The 20804-nt window shown below is 51.3% G+C and carries 14 protein-coding genes; 7 read left to right on the forward strand and 7 right to left on the reverse strand.

Translation table 11 applies throughout. The annotated features are described in order from the left end of the window. Positions 1 to 25: 25 nt before the first annotated feature. Complete coding sequence (gene mutL, locus F0L74_RS03640; protein ID WP_149836462.1) at positions 26 to 1918, reverse strand: DNA mismatch repair endonuclease MutL; 1893 nt, start codon at positions 1916 to 1918, stop codon at positions 26 to 28. Positions 1919 to 2175: 257 nt separating this feature from the next. Here mutL and msrB point away from each other — a divergent pair, with 257 nt between their 5' ends. The 4 genes from msrB (at position 2176) to F0L74_RS03660 (ending at position 4975) form a co-directional block, all read left to right on the forward strand. Beyond that, positions 2176 to 2646 carry a peptide-methionine (R)-S-oxide reductase MsrB gene (gene msrB, locus F0L74_RS03645; RefSeq protein ID WP_149836463.1) on the forward strand — a complete coding sequence of 157 codons (471 nt, stop codon included), beginning with the start codon at positions 2176 to 2178 and terminating at the stop codon, positions 2644 to 2646. 90 nt (positions 2647 to 2736) lie between these two features. Further along, complete coding sequence (locus F0L74_RS03650; RefSeq protein ID WP_149836464.1) at positions 2737 to 3624, forward strand: LytR/AlgR family response regulator transcription factor; 888 nt, start codon at positions 2737 to 2739, stop codon at positions 3622 to 3624. Positions 3625 to 3717: 93 nt separating this feature from the next. After that, entirely contained in the window at positions 3718 to 4437 is a 720-nt protein-coding gene (locus F0L74_RS03655; protein ID WP_149836465.1) for a DUF2306 domain-containing protein, read from the forward strand. Next, positions 4424 to 4975, forward strand: a complete 552-nt coding sequence (locus F0L74_RS03660) for an SRPBCC family protein (protein ID WP_149836466.1) — start codon at positions 4424 to 4426, stop codon at positions 4973 to 4975. The genes F0L74_RS03655 and F0L74_RS03660 overlap by 14 nt, the downstream gene beginning before the upstream one ends. A 112-nt stretch (positions 4976 to 5087) precedes the next feature. Here the strand turns inward: F0L74_RS03660 and F0L74_RS03665 are convergent, their stop codons facing one another. From F0L74_RS03665 to F0L74_RS03690, 6 genes are all read right to left on the reverse strand, one after another. Then, entirely contained in the window at positions 5088 to 6383 is a 1296-nt protein-coding gene (locus tag F0L74_RS03665) for a TolC family protein (RefSeq protein ID WP_149836467.1), read from the reverse strand. Positions 6384 to 6462: 79 nt separating this feature from the next. Then, positions 6463 to 9558: an efflux RND transporter permease subunit gene (locus F0L74_RS03670; RefSeq protein ID WP_149836468.1), complete on the reverse strand. Its 3096-nt coding sequence runs from the start codon at positions 9556 to 9558 to the stop codon at positions 6463 to 6465. 214 nt (positions 9559 to 9772) lie between these two features. Next, the gene (locus F0L74_RS03675; protein ID WP_149837224.1) at positions 9773 to 10768 is read right to left on the reverse strand and encodes an efflux RND transporter periplasmic adaptor subunit; all 996 of its coding nucleotides are present in this window, start codon (positions 10766 to 10768) and stop codon (positions 9773 to 9775) included. Positions 10769 to 11029: 261 nt separating this feature from the next. After that, positions 11030 to 12745, reverse strand: coding sequence for a RagB/SusD family nutrient uptake outer membrane protein (locus F0L74_RS03680; RefSeq protein WP_149836469.1), 1716 nt, complete (start codon positions 12743 to 12745; stop codon positions 11030 to 11032). A gap of 17 nt (positions 12746 to 12762) precedes the next feature. Beyond that, positions 12763 to 16008: a SusC/RagA family TonB-linked outer membrane protein gene (locus tag F0L74_RS03685; RefSeq protein WP_149836470.1), complete on the reverse strand. Its 3246-nt coding sequence runs from the start codon at positions 16006 to 16008 to the stop codon at positions 12763 to 12765. 442 nt (positions 16009 to 16450) lie between these two features. Further along, a complete protein-coding gene (locus tag F0L74_RS03690) occupies positions 16451 to 16738 on the reverse strand; it encodes a YciI family protein (protein WP_149836471.1) in 288 nt (95 codons plus the stop codon). Positions 16739 to 16888: 150 nt separating this feature from the next. Between F0L74_RS03690 and F0L74_RS03695 the strand changes: the two genes are divergently transcribed. From F0L74_RS03695 to F0L74_RS03705, 3 genes are all read left to right on the forward strand, one after another. Further along, positions 16889 to 18679, forward strand: coding sequence for a DUF4836 family protein (locus tag F0L74_RS03695; protein WP_149836472.1), 1791 nt, complete (start codon positions 16889 to 16891; stop codon positions 18677 to 18679). Positions 18680 to 18841: 162 nt separating this feature from the next. Then, positions 18842 to 19492, forward strand: a complete 651-nt coding sequence (locus F0L74_RS03700) for an ATP-binding cassette domain-containing protein (RefSeq protein WP_188315847.1) — start codon at positions 18842 to 18844, stop codon at positions 19490 to 19492. Positions 19493 to 19513: 21 nt separating this feature from the next. Further along, positions 19514 to 20710 carry a transporter gene (locus F0L74_RS03705; protein WP_149836474.1) on the forward strand — a complete coding sequence of 399 codons (1197 nt, stop codon included), beginning with the start codon at positions 19514 to 19516 and terminating at the stop codon, positions 20708 to 20710. The last annotated feature ends 94 nt before the right edge of the window (positions 20711 to 20804 follow it).

Consider the following 20804-nt stretch of genomic DNA (forward strand, 5'->3'; position numbering starts at 1 on the left):
GGCTCCCCTTGTAATTGCGTGTTGGTTAATTCCCCCTATCAAACATCTTAGCCAGATCTGCCAATTTAAAAGAAACATAGGTGAACTTACCGCCTGGCGATACATTGGGCATACTGCAAGCAAACAGCTCATCGATAATATTCTGCATTTCCCTGGGGGCCAGCACTTTACCGGCGGGTATGGCATTGTTGCGGGCCATGGAGCGTACCAGCTGCTCGCGTTTGTTGATCTTGAGCTCTGCGCTGAAGTGTTTGAACTGCTCTAACAGGCCTTCTATACTGGCCTGTTCGTTACCGCTCTGGATATCTGCGGGGGTGCCGCGCACCACAAAGGTGTGGTTACCAAAGGGTTCCATATCGTAGCCCAGGGTTTGAAGGTCTGGCAGCATTTCCGCTATCAGCGCCGCATCCTGCGGCAGCAGCTGGAGGGTTTGCGGGAAGAGGCTTTGCTGGGTGGGCATGGGTTTATCCTGCAGGGCGCGAAGGTACCTCTCGTAAAGGATCCGTTCGTGGGCGGCCTGCTGGTCTATTAGGATGAAGCCTGATTTTATCTGGGAAAGGATGTATTGCTGGTGTACCTGTACCGGCACTTTCTGATCGGTGGCGGTGGTATCCTGCCAGCTGTCATCTATTACGGAGGCGGTGGAAGGGCGGTTTACAAAGGCCGGCGTTTCCGGCATGGCGGGCATATCGCTGCCCCTGCTGCCGGTACCCAGGTCTGTTTTGCCTATCTCGTACAGGTCTTTCCAGTGTTTAAGATTACTGGTATTGTTGCTTTTATCTATAATATGGGCCTGGTTGGCCTGTGTAAAGGTCTTGTACAGGGAGCTGTTGGCAGAGCGTTGCTGCTGCTGTTCCGTAAAGGGTTTGCTAACCGCGTCCAGCTGCTGGATGCCCGGATCGAGGTTAAAGTCCAGCGCGGGCGTTACATTAAACTGGGCCAGCGCATGTTTTACGGCTGATTGTACAAAGGCGTACAGGATCTTATCGTCCTCGAACTTTATTTCCTGCTTGGTGGGGTGTACGTTGATATCCACATGGGCAGGGTCCAGATCGATGAACAGGGAGTAATGCGGGAAACTGTCTGCCGGTATCAATTCTGCAAATGCGCTCATGATGGCATGGTGCAGATAGGGACTTTTGATAAAGCGGTTGTTCACAAAAAAGAACTGATCGCCCCTGGTTTTTTTGGCGGTTTCCGGTTTGCCTACAAAACCATGTACGTTCAGGTAGTCTGTACTTTCTTTTACGGTTACCAGCCTGGAATTATAGTGCTGCCCCAGGATGGCGATGATCCGTTGTTTGAGGGAGCCTTTCTCCAGGTAAAACACCTGCTGGTTATTGCTGGTAAAGGTGAATTGCAGCTGGGGGAAGGCCATGGCCACGCGGATGAACTCATCCACAATATGGCGCAGCTCTGCCGCATTGCTTTTGAGGAAGTTACGGCGGGCAGGCACGTTAAAGAACAGGTTCTTCATGGCAATGCTGGTGCCTTCTGCGGTTTGACAGGGCTCCTGTTTGCGCACCACGCTGTTATCTATTTCTATATAAGTGCCTACGGGGGAACCTGTTTTGCGGGTCTTGAGCTCTACCTGGGCTACGGCCGCGATGGAGGCCAGGGCCTCGCCACGGAAGCCCATGGTACGGATCTCAAAGAGGTCGTTGATGGTCTTTATTTTGGAGGTGGCATGGCGTTCAAAGCACATACGCGCATCTGTTTCGCTCATGCCGCCGCCGTTGTCTATTACCTGCACCAGCTCTTTGCCCGCATCGCGGATAATGAGCTGTATTTCTGTTGCGCCCGCATCTACTGCATTCTCCAGCAGCTCCTTTACGGCAGAAGCGGGGCGTTGGATCACCTCGCCGGCAGCAATCTGGTTGGCTATATTGTCTGGAAGTAAATTTATGATATCCGCCACGCTGAAAAGCCTTTTGCTGTAAAGTTAGGAATTATAAAAGTAAGAGGGGAGCAATGGGGGGATTGGAGGCCTTTGTTTTTATAACAGATTTATAACATAAATGTGTGTAAATTGAATATGAAATGGCGCATCTTTTTTTAGACGCCGTATAATATAAGTGAACAATCTGTTGTTAAAATTAGAAAGATATGTGCGCGAGAAGTTTGCTCGTCTGCGGGCTCGTTTTTTTATTAAGTAATTGTTCTTACTCACAGACTATGGAACCAGCAAAAAAGAATGAGGTATACTCCCGTACCGATTCTTCCAAAGTAACCATTAGCAATGAAGAATGGAAGAAGATGCTGCCGGCAGACGTATATAATATTGCCCGGGAAAAGGGAACTGAATGGGCGTTTACAGGCAAATACTGGAACAGCAAGGAAAAAGGCACGTACTATTGCGCGGCCTGTGGTAACCCGCTGTTTGTATCTGACGCCAAGTTTGAAAGCAGCTGTGGCTGGCCCAGTTTTTTTGAACCGCTTACCAAGACCAGCGTGATCTATGCCCCGGATAATACGCATGGCATGCAGCGAACGGAAGTGATGTGCGGCCGTTGTAAGGCGCACCTGGGCCATGTGTTTGACGATGGTCCCCCGCCTACGGGCCTCCGTTACTGTATTAATTCTGTGATCCTGGACTTTGATAAGGCGCAGGTGGCGGAAAAGCATTTTAAAGGAAAGAAAGAATAGCTTTTTACAATACTGATATGCTAATTTGCTGATGGAAAGGAGCGGTAGCCTTACCGGTTCCGGACCTGATGCAGGTTAGCATATTTATGTATGATCACTGAGTTTTTACAACGCCCGTACCCGCTTATATCTCCCCGCAGCAGATTACTGACGCCGCTGGCCTTTGCGGTGTTTATCAGTTTGTTCCTATTTGTGTTTCAACCATTTGGATTATCCAGGCTGGATAACAGGCCCATGGTATGGATAGCGGCTGGTTTTGGCGTGGTGACATTCCTGGTGGTATTTATGGAGATGTGGGCGCTGCCCCTGCTTTTTCCAGCGTATTTTAAAGAAAGCAACTGGACGGTGGGCCGGGAGATAGCTATGGTAGTGCTGGATGTATTCCTGATAGGTTTATGTAACCAGTTGTATGCTGTCTGGGCACTGGGCTCGTCATTGTCGTTGGGGACGGCCATGTGGTTCCAGGCGGTTACGGTGGTGATAGCGGTATTGCCCGTGACGATCTGGATATTGTACAAACAGCTGCGGTTGCAGAAACGGTATATGGCGGAAGCGAAAGCGATGGATGCACATGTGCGGGAGCGGACAGCAGTAGCGGATAGGTCAGCGCCGGATGAGACAATACAGGATAGCCCACTACCAATGGTAACCATTCCGGCAGAACAGGCTGGCGAGCCATTGCAGTTAATACCACAACAGTTATTATATATAGCGGCGGCAGATAATTATATAAAAGTGTATCATCTGGAGGAGGGGCAGGTGCGGCAGACGCTGTTGCGCAGTTCCCTGAAAAAAGCGGCGGCGGGGCTGGCGGATCATCCCCGGTTTTTCCGGTGCCACCGGACCTTTTTGGTGAACCTGGATCATGTAACGGAGGTAAGCGGTAATGCCCAGGGGTATAAACTACAGTTGGCCTATACGGGTGATTGGGTACCAGTATCGCGTAGTTTGCATGATGAGATCCGGCAAAAGCTATGAAACGCTTCCCATCTGCCCCAATCACTTTCCCATCTACCCCTTGCATTTTTTAGCCGGCGGGCCTTGTTCCAATTTTGCAGAAAACGATCTGCTATGGAAAAGTTACTGACTATTACGCTTGTCTTACATATTGCCGGCGGCACGCTATCCCTGCTGGCCGGGTTGGTATCCCTTATCACGTCAAAGGGGCGGCGGGCACACCGGGTAAGCGGCAACCTGTTTACCGCCGGCATGACCCTGGTGTTTATCACCGCGCTGGTGCTGGCCGTTGCCAAAGGCCTTACCTTTCTACTGATGGTGGCATTCTTTAGTTATCATATGGTATTGCGCGGGTACCGGGCACTGTATCTTAAAAAACAGCATTTGGGCATGCGCATGGCGCTGGCGGATATCCTGCTTAACGGGATTGGCGGTCTTTTTAACACCGGCCTGCTTATCTGGGGCGTCAGCAGGCTACTGACCGGCTATCATTACATCCCCATTGTGGCCATTGTGTTTGGGCTGCTGGGCATCTGGATGGTGGGAATGGATGTGCGGCATTTCCTGGTACCGCCCAAGGATAAGAAGCAGTGGTTGTATACTCATATCGGCAGCATGGTAGGCGCATATACTGCCGCGGTAACCGCTTTTGGGGTGGTGAACATCCATTTTTTGCCAGGCCTGATCGTGTGGACGGTCCCCGGGGTTAGCGGTTTGCTGATCACGGGCATCATCATCAGGAGGTATAAACAGCGGAGCAGTCCGCCGCCAGCGAGCGGGAAAAAGGCGTATATTACGGGTATACCAAACCCCACCGGTTATGAAAATACTTAGAGCCCTGTTGTGGATCATTGGAATATTGATCGTGGTAGCCGTGATACTGCTGTTTGCCGCCCCTACAAAAATGCATATCGAAAGGTCCGTGGAGATCAATGCCCCTGCCCCTACCGTATGGGAACATATTGTTAAGTTTGAGCAGTTTAACAAATGGAATACCTGGAATAAGGTAGACCCCGGCGCGCAATACAGTATTAACGGGCAGGATGGCACGGTGGGTGCTTCCAGCAACTGGAAAGGGGAAAAGATAGGGGAAGGTAAGCTGGAGCATATTGCCCTGGAGCCTTATAAGACCATCAAACAGAAGCTTTCCTTTATAAAACCCTGGGAGTCCAGCGCGGATGTGTTTTTTAACCTGGGTGGCAGTGATGGCAAAACAACGGTTACCTGGGGATTTGACAGTGAGTTTCCGCGGCCTATGAATGTAATGGGCCTGTTTATGGAAGGGTCTCTTAAAAAAGATTATGATGATGGCCTGCGGGAACTGAAGCGGCAGGCGGAAGCGGATACGGTGCATTATGAGAGCTCACTGTGAGGGCGGCTTTAGGGATAAACAGATCCGCCGGCTGGCGTACGTTGTAGCGGACACTGACCGGCGGATACTGATCGTAATACAAAGTCATCAATTGAGATGATCATTTTATCATTTACTGCAACTCGTGCGCATACCATTTTAACTTCAACTCCGCTGCTTTGGCGGAAAAGCTCACATTCACCAGCAGAAAACCTGCATTCTCAAAACTTTCCTGTGCATTCTTTACTTCTACAATTGTAGCCTGCTTTAGTTCAAAACGTTGTAACACCAGGGCCAGCAGCCTGCCGGACAAATCATAGTTGGACTTGGCGGTTTCCAGCTGCTGCAGGTTATTGTTATAGGCCTGCCAGTTCTTGATGGCGTTGGACATATAGTTAAGCGACAGGGTATCTTTCTGCAGCTGCGCGTTTTTGATATTAATCCCCGCTACTTCCTGCTGCCGTTTATAGACGGTACCGTTAAAGATGGGAATACTGATGCCTACTCCTGCATAAGGACCGTAACTCTGGTTAAGCAGGGAGAAACCTGCGGCGTTTTTGGTATGGCTGAAGTTATAACCAGCATTGGCGCTAAGGGAGGGATAACGCTGTGCGGCGGTTTCCCTTTCCAGGTGCTCGTTGATGGCTATCTGTTCATTGGCCACCATGATATCCGGGTTATCGTTCAGCGCGTTTACGATGGGCTCCAGTTGCAGGGCTTTATCTACCAGGATGGTATCGCGAATGGTGACCGCGGAATCCGGCTTCAGGGTGAGCAGGGTAAGCAGGTCTGTTTTGGCCTGGTCAATTACCAGCTGCTGCGCCTGCAGGTTCTGGATCTGGGTGTTCAGGTCTACCTGCGCCTGGAACAGGTCCGCATTATTGGCTACACCGGCGCTTTGCTGGGCCTTTACGATATCCAGCTTCTGGCGGGATACCGTGATGGAGGTCTCCAGAGTGCCTGCATAACTCTGCTGGCGGATGATATCGAAATAGCGCAGCGCCACATTGTAGATCAGCGTTTGTGCGCGGGAGGTAAGCACCTGTTTGTTCTGATCCTCTACAAGGCCCAGCCGTTGTTTGGCGTTCTGTACCCGGCCGCCGTTGTAGAGCAGCATAGAGGCATTAAGGCCGGCAGATAGGTTATTGGATGTGTTGCCGCTGGTGCTTTTGTTGTTATTGGGATCAGAATACTCCTGTTTAATGTTGGTAGACTGTTCTTGGTCTGACGCGTTGGCGCTTACCTGCGGCAGGCCGCCGGCATAGCCGAAATTATTAAAGATGCCTGCGGCGGAAACATTATTCCGGGCGATCTGGATACCCAGGTTATTCCTGAGCGCTATATCTACCGCATCGCGGAGGTTGAGGCTTTGCGCCTTCAGTAAAAAAGGACAGCACATCATCCATCCGTATAAAAAAAGTCGTTTCATTCTTCAATCATTGCTTTTAAAGAGGGGCTGGCTACATGGTGGCCGGCCCTTTGTTATTTGTGTGCCTGCAGGAGCTGTTTTAGTGTACAGCCGGTTCGTGCTCCACTGGCGCGGGCGCAGCAGCGTGCACCTTGTGCTTGCTGGATACAAAGGTGTATACCGCCGGGATCACGAACAGCGTTAACACCAGCGAGAACATGATACCACCCACTACCACGATCCCCAGCGGGATACGGCTGGTAGAGGCGGCGCCCAGGCTTAGCGCGATGGGCAGCGCGCCCAGGGAGGTGGCGAGGCTGGTCATAAGGATGGGCCGCAAACGCTGGGAAGCGGCTTCCACCACGGCATCCCGTTTATTCATGCCCTGCTCCCGTTTCTGGTTGGTGAATTCCACGATCAGGATCCCGTTTTTGGTTACGAGGCCTATGAGCATGATCATACCTATCTCAGAGAAGATATTTAGGGTTTGATTAAACAGCCACAGGCTTAATAGAGCACCTGCCAGCGCCAGGGGTACGGTGAGCATGATGGTCAGCGGATCTATAAAACTCTCGAACTGGGCGGCCAGTACCAGGTAAATAAGCACTAGCGCCAGTCCAAAGGCAAATAAGATATTAGAGGAGCTTTCCGCATAGTCACGGGAGGAGCCGGCCAGGGCGGTATGGAAACTGGGATCCAGCAGCTTGTTGGCAATGCCTTCCATCACCTTGATACCATCGCCAATAGTGCGGCCGGGGGCCAGTGAGGCGGAGATGGTTGCATCCTTATAGCGGTTAAAGTGGAACAGTGTAGAGGGGCTGGTATTGGGTACAATATGTACCACAGACTCCAGCGGGATATTATCACCGTACTTATTACGTACGTAGATGTTGCTGATATCTTCCGGCGTGTTACGCTCGCCTCTTTCCAACTGGGCGATCACGTAATACTGGTAACCGTTCATGATGAAATATGCCAGACGGCCACCGCTGAAGGCAGACTGGAGAGCCGTTACCACATCGTTGGTGGAGAGGCCCAGGTCCTTGATCTTCATCCTGTCAAAGCTGATGTCTATGCCTGGTTTGTTGAATTTAAGATCCACATCTACGTTGGCAAAGGTTTTATCCTTGCGGGCCTCTTCCAGGAATTCCGGGATGATCTTTTTCAGCTTGTTGAGGTCCTGGTTCTGCAGCACAAACTGGATGGGCAGGCTGGTTTTGGAACCGGTACCCACGGCGATGGTCTGTTCCTGGATGGCGAAAATGCGCGCATCATTAAAGCGGCGCAGCTTCTGCTGCAGGTCCTGGGTGATCTCGTTCTGACTCCTTTTACGTTCACCCGGGTCTACCAGGCCAATACGGGGCTGCGAGTTGTTCATTACAGTGCCATTACCGCCCGGCGTTCTGGCAAATACAAATTGCCGTTCCGGTACGGAGTCCAGCAGGTAGTTGGATATCTGGTCTGTAATGTTGGAGGTATAGTTGTAACTGGAGCCTTCCGGCAGGGTAACGTTTAAACGTACGCTGCTGCGGTCTTCCAGGGGCGCTATCTCACTTTGTATGCTACGCATGATGAGCCAGATGATGCCGCCACAGACAACAATGATCAGCCAGGCTATCCAGCGCAGTCTCATAAACCCTTCCAATAACCGTTTGTAGCCGCTTTCCATACCGGTGAAGAATGGTTCTGTTTTGTCATACAGCCATCCATGGCCAGATTTTTTGCTAGTCAGGTATACGTTCAGTACCGGGGTAATGGTGAGTGATACAAAGGCGGAGATCAATACCGCTGCGGCCAGCACTACGCCAAACTCGCGGAACAGGCGGCCTACGAAGCCCTGCAGGAATAATACCGGCATAAATACCACCGCCAGTGTAATGGAAGTGGAGATCACGGCAAAAAAGATCTCCTTACTGCCTTCCAGCGCTGCCTGGCGGATGTTCATGCCCTCTTCCAGTTTACGGAAGATGTTTTCCGTGACCACGATCCCGTCATCCACCACCAGGCCCGTAGCCAACACGATGCCCAGCAGGGTGAGGATATTAATGGTAAAACCGGCCACGTACACCACAAAAAAGGTAGCAATGAGGGAAATGGGAATATCTATGAGCGGCCGCAAGGCTATCAACCAATTGCGGAAGAAGAAAAAGATCACCAGCACCACCAGCGCAAAGGCGATGATGAGGGTTTCCTTTACTTCTGACAGGGACTGGCGGATGATACGGGTATTATCTACGAGTACGTTAAACTCAATATCTGCCTTATTGGCTTTTTTAATGTCTTCCAGGCGTTTGTTGAATTCATCTGCAATAGCGATGTTATTAGCGCCGGGTTGCGGGATGATGGCCAGGCCTATGGCGTTTACGCCATTGTATTTCCAGCTTTGCTCTTCGACCTGCGGGCCCAGTTCTACCTTGGCCACATCGCTAAGGCGTACAATGCCGCTGCTGTCTTCTCTAAGGATGAGGTCCCGGAAATCTTTCTCCGTGGTGAGGCGGCCCAGGGTATTGATGGTGAGCTCTGTATTATTACCGTATACCTTACCGGCGGGCAGCTGTACGTTCTCTGTATTGAGGGCGGCGCTGATATCGTTAAAGGCGATGCTGTAGGCATTCATCCGGTCACGATCCAGCCAGATACGCATGGAGTAGCTTTTGGAACCAAATACGTTCACCGCGCTTACCTGGTCAATGGTTTGCAGCTGTTGCTGCAGCACATTCTCCGTATAATCGCTTAGCTCCATCAGGTTCTTGGTACGGCTTTGCACGGCCAGGATCAGGATGGGGTCACTATTGGCGTCTGCCTTGGTTACCACGGGGGGCGCATCAATATCCAGGGGCAGGCTGCGGGTGGCCTGGCTCACTTTATCCCGCACATCGCTGGCAGCAGCTTCCAGGTCCACTCCCAGGTTAAACTCCACCGTAATGGAGCTGGAGCCCAGGGAGCTGTTAGAGGTAATAGTGCGTATACCGGGGATACCGTTGATCTGTTTTTCCAGCGGTTCGGAGATCTGGCTTTCGATCACATCCGGGTTAGCGCCTGTGTAAGCGGTAGTTACCGTTATCACCGGCGGATCTATGGCCGGGTAATCCCGCACCGCGAGGAAGCTGTACCCAATCACTCCAAACAGAATGAGTAATACGTTCATCACTGTTGCCAGCACGGGCCGCTTGAGTGATAGTTCAGAAATATTCATGCTTATACTGTTAGCTTTTAGCCGTTGGCTATTAGCTGTTAGCTTTAGACGGTATGTTAAAAGTTAACTGCCGATAGCGGGTAGCTATTGTTATGTTTCCGTTTTGGTTCCCAGCTATTAATTAAAAGCTGGTAGCTGCTTGTTGTGCTGCCGTTAGTTGTTGGGCTTTTAACTTTAAGCCACACGCTAAAAGCTAATACCTAACAGCTAACCGCTAGTTCTGGGCTGCCAGTTGCTCCAGCGTTTTTACGCCGCGTATTTTCAGGGGAGCGTCCGGGCGGGCAAAGAGCACGCCGGTCACCACCACGGTATCGCCGGGGTTGAGGCCTTTGCTGATCTCTACGTTATTGGATTCCCGTACGCCGGTCTGCACGTCTACAAAGGATGCTTTCCCATCTTTTACCAGGATGACCTGGTTGTTCTTGTCATTAGGAATAATGGCATTGGTGGGCACCAGGATGGCCTGTTTATCTGTAGCAGTATTGAGATACACTTTTGCGAAAGCGCCGGGATGGCCTTTGCCTTCTTCCAGTACAGCACGTACGCGCAGGTTACGGCTGGTGGGCGTGATCTGCGGCTCGTAGGCAACGATCACGGCTTTACGGTGGGTATTGGCGGAGGCATCGATCTGCACATCCACTACGCCGCCTTTTTTAATGGCCGCGCCGTATTGTTCCGGAATGGTGAAGTCTACCTTTATTTTATCCAGCTGCTGGATGGTAGCGATCACGTTGGCGGAGGTGACATACGCGCCGATACTTACCTGGCGAAGGCCTATGATGCCGGTGAAGGGCGCGCGGATCACCGTTTTATCAATCTGTGCCTGGGTGAAGGCCATATCCGCTTTGGTGCTGTTCACATTGTTCAGGGCCAGGTCATAATCTGCCTGGTTAATGCCGTTAATATCCAGCAGTTTGTGGTCCCTTTCTTCTGTTTTCTGGTACAGGTCCAGCACCACTTTTGATTTCTGTAATTGTGCCTGGAGGTCTGCGTCATTAATACGGGCAATCACGGTGCCTTGCTGTATAAGCGTGCCCTCCGGCACGTTCAGGTAGGTAATGCGCCCGCTGATCTCGGGATGCAGTTCTGCATACTCATTGGCCACTATGCTGCCATTTGCTTCAATTGTACTGCTGATGGCGCCTGAATTGGCTACCACCACATCTACAACTACGGGTTGATTGGACTGGAACCGGGATGTATTGTGCATTTCTGCTTTTCCTTTACAGCCGGCGATTAGTACGAACGTACCCAGTATTCCGGTAATAAACTTTGCCATTCAACAAAACTAGATATATAAGATGGGCGGGTAGGGGGGTGTCGGCCAATGGGCATTTCCTATCGTCTATTGCGGGAATTATGGGGTTGAACGGGGTTAACACTAATTAACAGAGGTATGTGATAAGTGGTTAATAATTAGTGCCGGAAACAGGTATTTTACCCATTTCCGGCACTGGTATATTTTCAGGGTTTAATATCCCTGGTTTTGTGTTAAAGTAGGTTGCCCATTCTTAGCGCTATTTACGATCTCCTGCAGCGGTATGGGATAGTAAATATTTTCCGGTTTAAACACGGCTACGCTTTTGTAGGTACGTTTCAGTTTTTCCTTATCTACATAGGTGTTCAGCACCTGCTGCGCAATGCCCCAGCGTACCAGGTCAAAGAAGCGGTGCCCTTCCATGCCGAACTCCAGGCGTTCTTCGAAACGCACGGCTTTGCGGGCGAGGGCTTTATCTGCCCAGGGAGTGGTATACAGGCCAATGACGTAGTTGGCGGCGTTGGTACCATCCGGCATCTTTACAAAACCGGCGGGGTTGGAAGCCCGTTGGCGGATCATGTTCACCAGTTCGCGCGCCCTTTCGAGGGAGCCTACCTCAATTTCGCATTCTGCCAGCCACAGTAATACATGGGAGTAGCGGATCATGCGGTAGTTGTTGGCGTTCTGGCGGGCATTATTCGTAAAGGTGGCGCTGCCGATATCTGCCTTATAGAACATATGTTTTTTGGGAGAGTAAGGACCGGCATAGGGTTGGTCGCGGATCCAGGCTTTGCCGGGGTGCAGGCCATGATCCAGGTAGGGAATGCCGCGGCGGCCTACGGTCCAGTCCAGCCGGGGATCCAACTGGCCGGCGTAGGGGGTGAACGGGTCTTTAGACTCAATGCCCTGGTCGTTGGTCACGTCTGCATCGTTAAAGGTATCCAGCATGGGCAGGCCGTTCAGATCTGTTTTAAAGGCATTTACCAGGTTCTGGGAGGGCTGGAAAAAGCCGCAACAGGTGGTAGGGCCGCCATAAGGGTAGTTGAGGGTAGCGCCGTTATTACCGTTTTCGCCGTTAGGGGCGCCATCGTTTACGGAGTGCTCCACTTCCAGGATAGATTCTATGTTGTTGTTGGTAGCGGCCCGGAAATTATCCGCATAACGTTCTACCAGGCTATAACCGCCCTGGGTCACGATCTGGTCCAGCAGGGCCTTTGCCTCCGTATATTTTTGCTGGAACAGGTAGGCTTTGGCCAGCAGGGCTGCGGCTGCCCATTTGGTGGCGCGGCCCGGTTGCAGCTGACGGGGAGGCAGGTTGTCGAAAGCAAACTTGAGGTCCTCCTGGATCTTGGGCCATATATCTTCTGTATTGGGCACTTTGGTGCTTTCCGGGTCTTCCGGGTTATAGGTCTTATCGTCAATATAGGGCACATGGTTCCACATCTTTTTGGCCTCAAAATGATAGTGGCCGCGGAGGAAACGGGCTTCCGCGGTAATGCGGGTACGCTCTGCGTCCGCCACCTCGTCTGCCGGGGTTTTTTCCAGCACATGGATCACATCATTACAACGGGCAACGCCATCGTATACGGCGCGCCATTTGCCCCGGAAATAGTCGTTGTCTGAGAGGATCTGGTAGGTTTCAATCAGGCTGATGGCTGGCTGGTCGCCCGAGGTGGTGCCTTTATAGGCATCGTCTGCGGCCACGCTGCCATACACCCAATTATCTGCGGAGCTGTGGTAGGAGGTGTTGCCGGCGCCCTGACCGTCCATGAGCGAGTACGCGCTGATGAGCAGGGAATTGACCCCGCTGTTGGTGTATAACTGTTCTTCCAGTAACACGCCTTTGGGCTTAAGGTCCAGGAAGCTATTGCTGCAGGCGGTAAAGAACAGCAGCAGGATAGCGGAATATATTGGTTTACGGATCTGCATAAAGATGGTTTTTTAGGTTAGAAACTCACATTAGCGCCTATGAGATACACTTTTGCCATAGGATATGCGCCTTCGTCCACGCCCATGTGGCGGTCGTTATTAGGATCGTAATTGCGCAGGTTGATCTCCGGATCCAGCCCGGTGTAGCCGGAAAAAGTGAACAGGTTCTGGCCCTGCACATACACCCGTACGGTACCGATGCCAAAGCGTTTTAACAGGCTTTCCGGCAGGTTGTAAGAGAGCTGTATGTTCTTAATGCGCATGTAGGAGCCATTCTCCAGGTAGTACGTGGAGGGGCTGCTGCTGATCACATCATTAGAGCGGGGCTGGGGCAGTTTGGCGTCTGTTTTACCCGGGCGCCAGGAGTCCTCCAGCATACGGCGGCTGCGGTTGCCGGCAAATGTGGGGAAGTCTGTCCAGTAGCGTACATAGTTAAAGATCTGGTTACCCTGTACGCCTTGCGCAAACACGGTAAGGCCAAACTGTTTGTAGTTTACCTGGGCATTGAAACCGTAGGTAAAGTCCGGGTGCGGGCTGCCGATGATAGTACGGTCGTTGGCGTCTATCTTCTTATCACCGTTCACATCGCGGAAATGGAACTGTCCGGCTTTATTGTTAGCGCCGCCGCCAAACTGGGGGGCTGCTTTGGAGGCTTCGTCATCTGTCTGGAAGATGCCATCGATCACATATCCAAAGAAGGAGGAGATGGGATAGCCGGCCTGTGTAACCGTCATTGGCGGCAGGCGGGTGCTGAAACCAAAGTAGCGGGTGTTGGCATTACCATCTGTTTTTATAACCTCGTTCTTATAGGTGCTGAAGTTTACGCCAAAATCGTAGCTAAGATCGCCTTTCATGGCATTGTTGCCATAGTTAAGGCCCAACTCAATACCGCGGTTGCGCATAGAGGCAATATTGCGGAAAGGATTGGTGGCTACGCCCTGGGTGAACTGTATTTCCACGGGGAACAGCATGTCGCTGGTGGTACGCTGGTACACATCCACGGTAAAGCCCAGTTTGCCTTTTAGCATGGTAGCATCCAAGCCTATATTGGTACTGGTGGTGGTTTCCCATTTAGCTTTAGGGTTACCGAACTGGTTGAGCTCATAGCCTTGCAGCGCGGAGCTGCGGGCGCCGTTCAGATCGTAGAAGGAGGTGGCGGGGTTGGTACCGTAGGTGGTATAGGGGGTGTAGTTCCCTATTTCCTGGTTACCGGTCTTACCCCAGCCGGCGCGCAGCTTCAGATCATCGAACAGGTTTGTGGATTTCATGAAGGGCTCCTCTGAGATACGCCAGCCGGCGCTTACTGCCGGGAAGAGGGCCACGTTATTTTGTTTGGAGAAGCGGGAAGAGCGGTCGCGGCGCAGGGTAAAGTCTGCCAGGTATTTTTCGCCCAGGCTGTAATTGAGTTTACCGAACTCGGAGGCCAGCCGCCAGTCGCCATATACGCCGCTGTTAGTGGCGGTGCTGCCGTTACCGGCATCGAGGAAGCGGTTATCCAGATCGTCCAGGAAAAAGCGGGAGCGGCCGGTGGTGAGCGGGTCGTTCATGCTGCCGATGGCCTCTGTACCCGCCAGGATGTTGAAGTGGTGCAGCCCGTTGCCCAGGTCAAAGCGATAGGTGAGCGTGTTGTACCAGGTCCAGGTATTACTGTAGGCTGTGGAGATGGACAGGCTGTTTACGCTGGCAGACTCGCTGGATTCTATATCGCGGATCACATAGTTCTTGTAGTTATTCCAGTTAAAGTCAACGCCGATGCTGGTGCGGGCGGTGAGATTCTTAAGCACATCCACCTCTGCCCAGGCATTACCAAACAGGCGCAACTCTTTGGTAATGTTGTCCTTGTTACGATAGAGCGCCGCTACGGGGTTTTTGGCGTTATCCAGATCGCCGCCTTTGGTGCCCGCAAAATTGCCCATGATATCATACACGGGGATGATGGGCTGCATGCGGTAGGCAAAGGAAACAGGGTTGCCCTCGTTCTGGTTACCGGCCGGCTGACCGATACGCTCGCCATAGGCCACCTGGTAGTTCTCGCCCACGCGGATGGCCTTGCTCACATTGAACTCAGTGTTGGCGCGCACAGAATAGCGTTTGTAGCCGGTATAGATCATGATACCCTGCTGGTTAAAGTAGTTCATGGACATGGCATACCGCCCGGCATCCCCACCGCCGGAGATCTTTAGCTGATGGTTCTGTATGGGAGCGGGATCAAAGATCTCATCCATCCAGTTGGTGCCGGCTTTATTGGCTTTGGTGATCAGCCATTTGGTTTTCCGGAAGTCAGGGCTTTCTATGTTTTTAGTGTAATTGGCCGGATCTACCCTGGGATCGCCTTCCATGGCGCCCTCCGGGAAAATGTAGTCCGGTATTACCGGAGTAGCGCCGTTGCCAAACTGGGCATGGGTAGGGTTGCCATTAGCGCCTACGTTACCCGCGTTGATGCGGGATTCCCACAGCAGGCTGGCATATTCCTCCGTATTCAGCAGGTCAAGGAATTTACCCGGGCGCTGGGTGCCATAGTAGAAATCATAGCTTAGTTTGGGCTTGCCGGCCTTGCCTTTTACGGTAGTGATGATCACCACGCCGTTGCCCGCGCGGGAACCGTAGATGGAGGAGGCGGAAGCGTCTTTAAGCACCTGGGTGGATTCTATATCGCCCAGGTTCAGCGTGTTAAGATTGCCTTTGGTAGGCACACCATCAATCACGTACAGCGGGGAGTTGTCGTTGATGGTACCAAAACCGCGGATCCTCACGCTCACATTACCGCCGGGGCTATTATCCGTACCTACGGTAACGCCGGCCACGCGGCCCTGGAGGGCCTGGCCTACGTTAGCCGCCGGGGTGGAGAGGAGTTTTTTCACATCCACGGTGGCTACTGCCCCGGTGATGTCTTTTTTGGATTGGCTGCCATAACCGGTCACTACCACCTCATTGAGGTTGCCGATATTCTCCGCCAGCGTAACGGAGAGCTGTGCGCTGTTGCCCACCGGTACCTCCTTAGATGAGTAGCCCACAAAAGAGAAGATGAGGGCGTCTCCGGCGGCCGCGTCTATGCTGAATGCGCCGGCAGGGCTGGTGGCAGTACCCCGGTTGCTGCCTTTTACCACCACGGTAACACCGGGCAGCGGGGTTTTAGTTTTTTCGTCCGTAACAGTACCCGTAATCTTTTTCTGCTGGGCCATAGCAGGGGTGGCGCCCAGCAACAGGAACAGCCATAGCAGGGCCGCGTGTTGCACAAGTCGTGGTTTGACATGAACATTCATAAAGTGCTGGTTTTAAAGGGTGGAAAGGATGTTCGCATATATATATTGGGGCCTCCGCGTACAGGCATACGCATGGATTATGGTGCCGGGCAGGCATACCTTCTCCAGCCTTACGCAACGTGGAAGCGCAGCAATATTTTCTGGTTTTGATTACAGCTACAGTTTACTGACGGAGTTACCGGTACAACTATCTACATTGCCACTGTCAGGAAACGGAACTTACTTGTTTTAATAACGTGAATCGCTTGTTTAAATAACGTGAATCTGAAACCGGGTTTTCCGGATTTGGAGTTAAGATACAAACTTTTACAAACGATTGCAAGTAGCAAAAAAAAAGAAATAGCAATGCCTGTTCCTGGTAAAGGGAAAATAGTTGGGATTAAAATGGTATCAGGAAAATAGTGAATTGGTAAAGATTACAATATGCTCATGCGTTGCGCTATCAGGAAAGGTAGGTCTGCAGCTCTTCTACATAGGACATAGGCTCAAATTCGATGATCTCGTACAGTGCTAACTGATATTTATCAAAGGGATCTTCCATGATGATCTGCTCTACTTCCTTACGGCTGGAGGCTTTACACAGGATCAGACCGCCGGAACGTGGCTTTCGGCGGCCGGAAAGTATAAACTGTCCGCTTTGGTAGTATTTTTCCAGGAATGCCTTATGGGCATCCAGGTAGTGCTCTATCGCCGTTAGCGGGCGTATGTATTGTAGTAGGATTAGGAACATGTTGGCCTGTTCAAGTTAATAGGAATAGTGTGAAAACTGTTCTGCAAAGGTATAAAACAAATACAGGATTTGCTTTATTGTACAAGGTAGGAGGAAATTTGCGTAATTTCACCGACATTATTGTTTTTTTAAATCTTTGAATCCCTTCTTATGCATTCTAAACGAAGCAACATTAGCCGGGTTTTCTCCATCGCTGTAGTAGCAGCGATTTTGTTAACCGCCTGCGCCAAAACACCTGAAGAAAGCAAACATATCCCCAAAAATGCGGGTGTTGTCATTGGTATTAATAGCAAACAGATCGTACAGAAGCTGGTAACCAATGGGATCACCATGGACAAATTCTTCTCTTCCCTGCAGGAGCAGGATACATCCAGCGAGGCTGCCAAGGCCATGAAGGATATAGAGAACTCCGGGGTGGACATTAACAGTAATTTCTTTGCCTCTGTGGTATTTGGTGAAAACGGGGCTGCTTCTTATGTATCCCTGACCGGCAGCCTGAAGGACGCCGGCAAGTTTGAGAATTTCCTGAAGCAGAAAGTGCAGGGCGTTACGCCTACGGCCAAGGGAGATTTTACCTATGCCTGGCTGCCTGCAGATGAAGCGCTGGTAGGCTGGAACAAACAAACGGTGATCTACCTGCGGGCTTTTGATATGGACGAGCTGAAGCACAGAGGACAACGGAAGATGATGGGCATTCCTGACGGTGATGACCAGGATAGCTCTGAAGACGCCGCTATCGTTGATTCTGCCGCCGCTATTCCCACGGTACTGACCGTAGCCGAAGATGGCCCTACTACCTGGGTGCCGGTAATGGACCACCTGTTTCACCTGAAGGATAATGAAACCGCCGGTTCTATTGAGGCGTTCAAATCCCTGTTAAAGGAGAATGCAGACGCCACTTTCTTTGTGAACCCGCAAGTGATCGTTAACGGCCAGCAGCTGACCATGATGCCCGCCAATTTCAAGGAACTGCTAGATGGCAGCTTCTACACTGCAGCCGTGAATTTTGAAGAAGGTAAAGTAGTGATGAATGGCCGCTCTTACGCTGGTAAAAAGATGGCGGAGATCTATAAAAAATACGGCAACATTACCCTGGACATGGATATGCTGGAAAAATATCCTTCCGATAATATAGACGCATTTGTAGCCTATGGTTATGACATGCGTATGCTGGGCGATATTATCAAAACCACCGGTATGGATGGTATTGTAAATATGGGGCTGGGCCAGGCGCAGCTGACCATGGACGATATACTGAATGCCTTCAAAGGCCAGATGGTATTTGTATCTTCTGATTTTTCCATGGGGAAAAAGCCCAATCCTTATTTTCCGCAGGATAGCATAGAGAAAGCGGACAGCAAATGGGTATTTGCCATGAAAGTGGGCGACAAGGCCGCATTTGAGAAGGTAATGAACTCTCCCATGGTTAAACAATGGCTGCATAAAGAAGGCGACCAGTATGTAATGGAGCAGGCGATGCCGGGTATGCCGGCCCTGTCTATCAACGACAAACTGGTAGTAGCCGCTTCTGACAGCGCATTGCTGCAAAGTTATCTTTCCGGAAAGGGTAAAGCCACACTGGATAATGAGATAGCCGGTAAAATAAAAGGCAACCCGCTGGGCGCTTATGTAAACTTTGAGAAGTTTGCAGCAGGCATGCCCGCAGACCAGCTGCAAGGCCCTGACAGCTCGCTGAAGCTGCAGGCCAAGAACCTGCTGAAAGACCTGCGTGCAGTGAGCCAGCCGTTTAACGGTTCCACACAGGAATCACAGGTGGTGCTGAACTTTAAGAACAGCAGCGAGAACAGCCTGGCACAGCTGGTGAACCTGGGTATGGCCTTTGCGAAATATCATAAGGAGCATAAGGATGATGATAATACGGCTGCGGGTGATAGCATGATGGTACCGCAGGGCCTGGATAGCGCAGCAGTAGCGCCATAAAGGCCTGGCCAAAAAGCTTATTATAAGGGGCTGACCAACGACGGTCGGCCCTTTTTCTTTTGCAAACAACCGCAGCTGCCGCCGATCAACATAAATAAGGCAGTTGTGGGGGTTACAGCCTGTACGAATACAAGTATTAAACTAATGATCTATATTAGTAGCATGCAGATCCAATTGAGCCACCTGGTACCATTGCCCCTGCGGGATAAGCTGCTGCAGCGGGACTCTGATATCTGGAATAAGGAAGTGAGCTTTACGCCCGGCAGTTTAGTGAAGATAAAAGCGCCGTCTGGCACGGGTAAAACTACGCTGATACATTACCTGTACCATATCCGGTATGACTATTCCGGCAAGGTGCTGGTGAACGGGCAGCCCTGGCAGGCTTATGATAAAGAAACGCTGGCCGGCATGCGGCAGCAGCAGTTCAGCATCATATTCCAGGACCTGCGCTTGTTTGATCAGCTGACTGCCCTGGAGAATATAGAACTGAAACGTACCATGACGCCCAAGCCCTATTGCACAAAGGAGAAAGTGCAGGAAATGGCGGCCCGTTTGCAGGTAAGCCATGTGTTGCCACAAAGCGCACGCACGTTGTCTTATGGGGAGCGGCAGCGTATTGCTATTATCCGGGCGCTGGTGCAACCTTTTACCTGGTTGTTGATGGATGAGCCTTTCAGTCATCTGGATGAAGATAACACCCAGCGGGCCGCTGGTCTGATAGCGGAGGAGTGCCGGGCACGCCAGGCCGGGTTTATCTTAACAGACCTGGATAACGATCAGCATTTTGATTATACGGTATATCACCGGTTATAACAGCTAAAAGCTATTTTTTTCATGCTTCCATTCTTTCAGCTACTAAAGAAGATCATACAAACCGGTATTGGCAAGGGCCGCCTGGCAATGGCTACGGTGGGCTTAGGCATTGCTATGGTACTGCTGCTGATAGCTTTTCAGGCACATACTAATTTTAACCAGCTGTTGCACGGGCAGCAGAATCAGAATGAAAGCGCGGATTTCCTGGTGGTGAATAAAAAGATCACCAATGACATGATGGGACAGTCTGCCAGGAGTATGTTCACCCCGGAGGAGCTGGCGCAGATAAAACAGCAATCTTTTGTGGAAGCCGCGGGTTATATTACTTCCAGCCAGTTTAAGGTAACGGCTGCCGCCCCGGGCGATCTGCAGTTTTATACGGATATGTTCTTTGAGTCTGTACCGGATTCGTTTATAGATGTGCGTAATGAAGCGTGGCAATGGCAGGAGGGGTCTACCACCATCCCGATCATACTACCCAATGATTTCCTGAACCTGTATAATTTTGGTTTTGCGCTTAGCCAGAGCCTGCCGCAGATATCCCAGGAAACGGTAAAGAACCTGCCGGTGAAGATCACCATTTCCAAAGGGCTGTTGTCGGCCCAGTTCACGGGGCGTATAGTAGGCTTCTCTGACCGCATCTCTTCTTTCCTGGTGCCGGCATCCTTTATGAGCTGGGCCAATAATCTGTATGGGAATGGAACGGCTACTGCGCCCTCGAGGGTGGTGATCAAGACCAGCGATCCCGCTAACCCGGCCTTGGTGCAATTCCTCGATGACCATGGTTATACTACCAACCAGGATAAAATTAAATACAGCAAAACAAAGCTGATCGTGCAGACCATTGTTTCCGTGATAGGTTTTTTTGGCGTAGTGCTGTTGCTATTTGCATTGCTGGTATTCAGCATGTTCATACAACTGGTGATAGCCTCCTGTAAAAAGGAGATACAGCTGCTGGTAATGCTGGGGGCCGCGCCCCGGCAATTGCGGCGTCATTTGATGCGGCAGCTGGCGCCCCTGTACCTGGTAACCGGTTTGCTGGCGCTGGTGCTGGTAACTGCCTTGCAATGGTGGGCCGCCCGCACGCTGGCCGCCCATGAGATGTTTGTGAGCCCCTGGCCCGGCGCGGGTACCCTGATAGCTGCCGCGGTGGTGTTATTGCTGGTATATTGGGTAAACAGCAGCAGCATCCGGAAATATATTGCGCAAAATAGCTAAGCAGGATTTGAGGTTTACGATTTTAGGCGTTAGATTTATAGGAGGCGCATAAGCGCCTGTAAGGCCCCTGTCAACATTATTTACAACCAAATCT

The organism is Chitinophaga agrisoli (assembly GCF_008386695.1).
Lineage (GTDB): Bacteria > Bacteroidota > Bacteroidia > Chitinophagales > Chitinophagaceae > Chitinophaga > Chitinophaga agrisoli.

Excerpts from the sequence above, each read along its gene's own strand:
- msrB (WP_149836463.1), top strand. The coding sequence starts at position 2,176 with ATGGAACCAGCAAAAAAGAATGAGGTATACTCCCGTACCGATTCTTCC.
- F0L74_RS03650 (WP_149836464.1), top strand. The coding sequence starts at position 2,737 with ATGATCACTGAGTTTTTACAACGCCCGTACCCGCTTATATCTCCCCGC.
- F0L74_RS03655 (WP_149836465.1), top strand. The coding sequence starts at position 3,718 with ATGGAAAAGTTACTGACTATTACGCTTGTCTTACATATTGCCGGCGGC.
- F0L74_RS03660 (WP_149836466.1), top strand. The coding sequence starts at position 4,424 with ATGAAAATACTTAGAGCCCTGTTGTGGATCATTGGAATATTGATCGTG.
- F0L74_RS03665 (WP_149836467.1), bottom strand. The coding sequence starts at position 6,383 with ATGAAACGACTTTTTTTATACGGATGGATGATGTGCTGTCCTTTTTTA.
- F0L74_RS03670 (WP_149836468.1), bottom strand. The coding sequence starts at position 9,558 with ATGAATATTTCTGAACTATCACTCAAGCGGCCCGTGCTGGCAACAGTG.
- F0L74_RS03675 (WP_149837224.1), bottom strand. The coding sequence starts at position 10,768 with ATGCACAATACATCCCGGTTCCAGTCCAATCAACCCGTAGTTGTAGAT.
- F0L74_RS03680 (WP_149836469.1), bottom strand. The coding sequence starts at position 12,745 with ATGCAGATCCGTAAACCAATATATTCCGCTATCCTGCTGCTGTTCTTT.
- F0L74_RS03685 (WP_149836470.1), bottom strand. The coding sequence starts at position 16,008 with ATGAATGTTCATGTCAAACCACGACTTGTGCAACACGCGGCCCTGCTA.
- F0L74_RS03690 (WP_149836471.1), bottom strand. The coding sequence starts at position 16,738 with ATGTTCCTAATCCTACTACAATACATACGCCCGCTAACGGCGATAGAG.
- F0L74_RS03695 (WP_149836472.1), top strand. The coding sequence starts at position 16,889 with ATGCATTCTAAACGAAGCAACATTAGCCGGGTTTTCTCCATCGCTGTA.
- F0L74_RS03700 (WP_188315847.1), top strand. The coding sequence starts at position 18,842 with ATGCAGATCCAATTGAGCCACCTGGTACCATTGCCCCTGCGGGATAAG.
- F0L74_RS03705 (WP_149836474.1), top strand. The coding sequence starts at position 19,514 with ATGCTTCCATTCTTTCAGCTACTAAAGAAGATCATACAAACCGGTATT.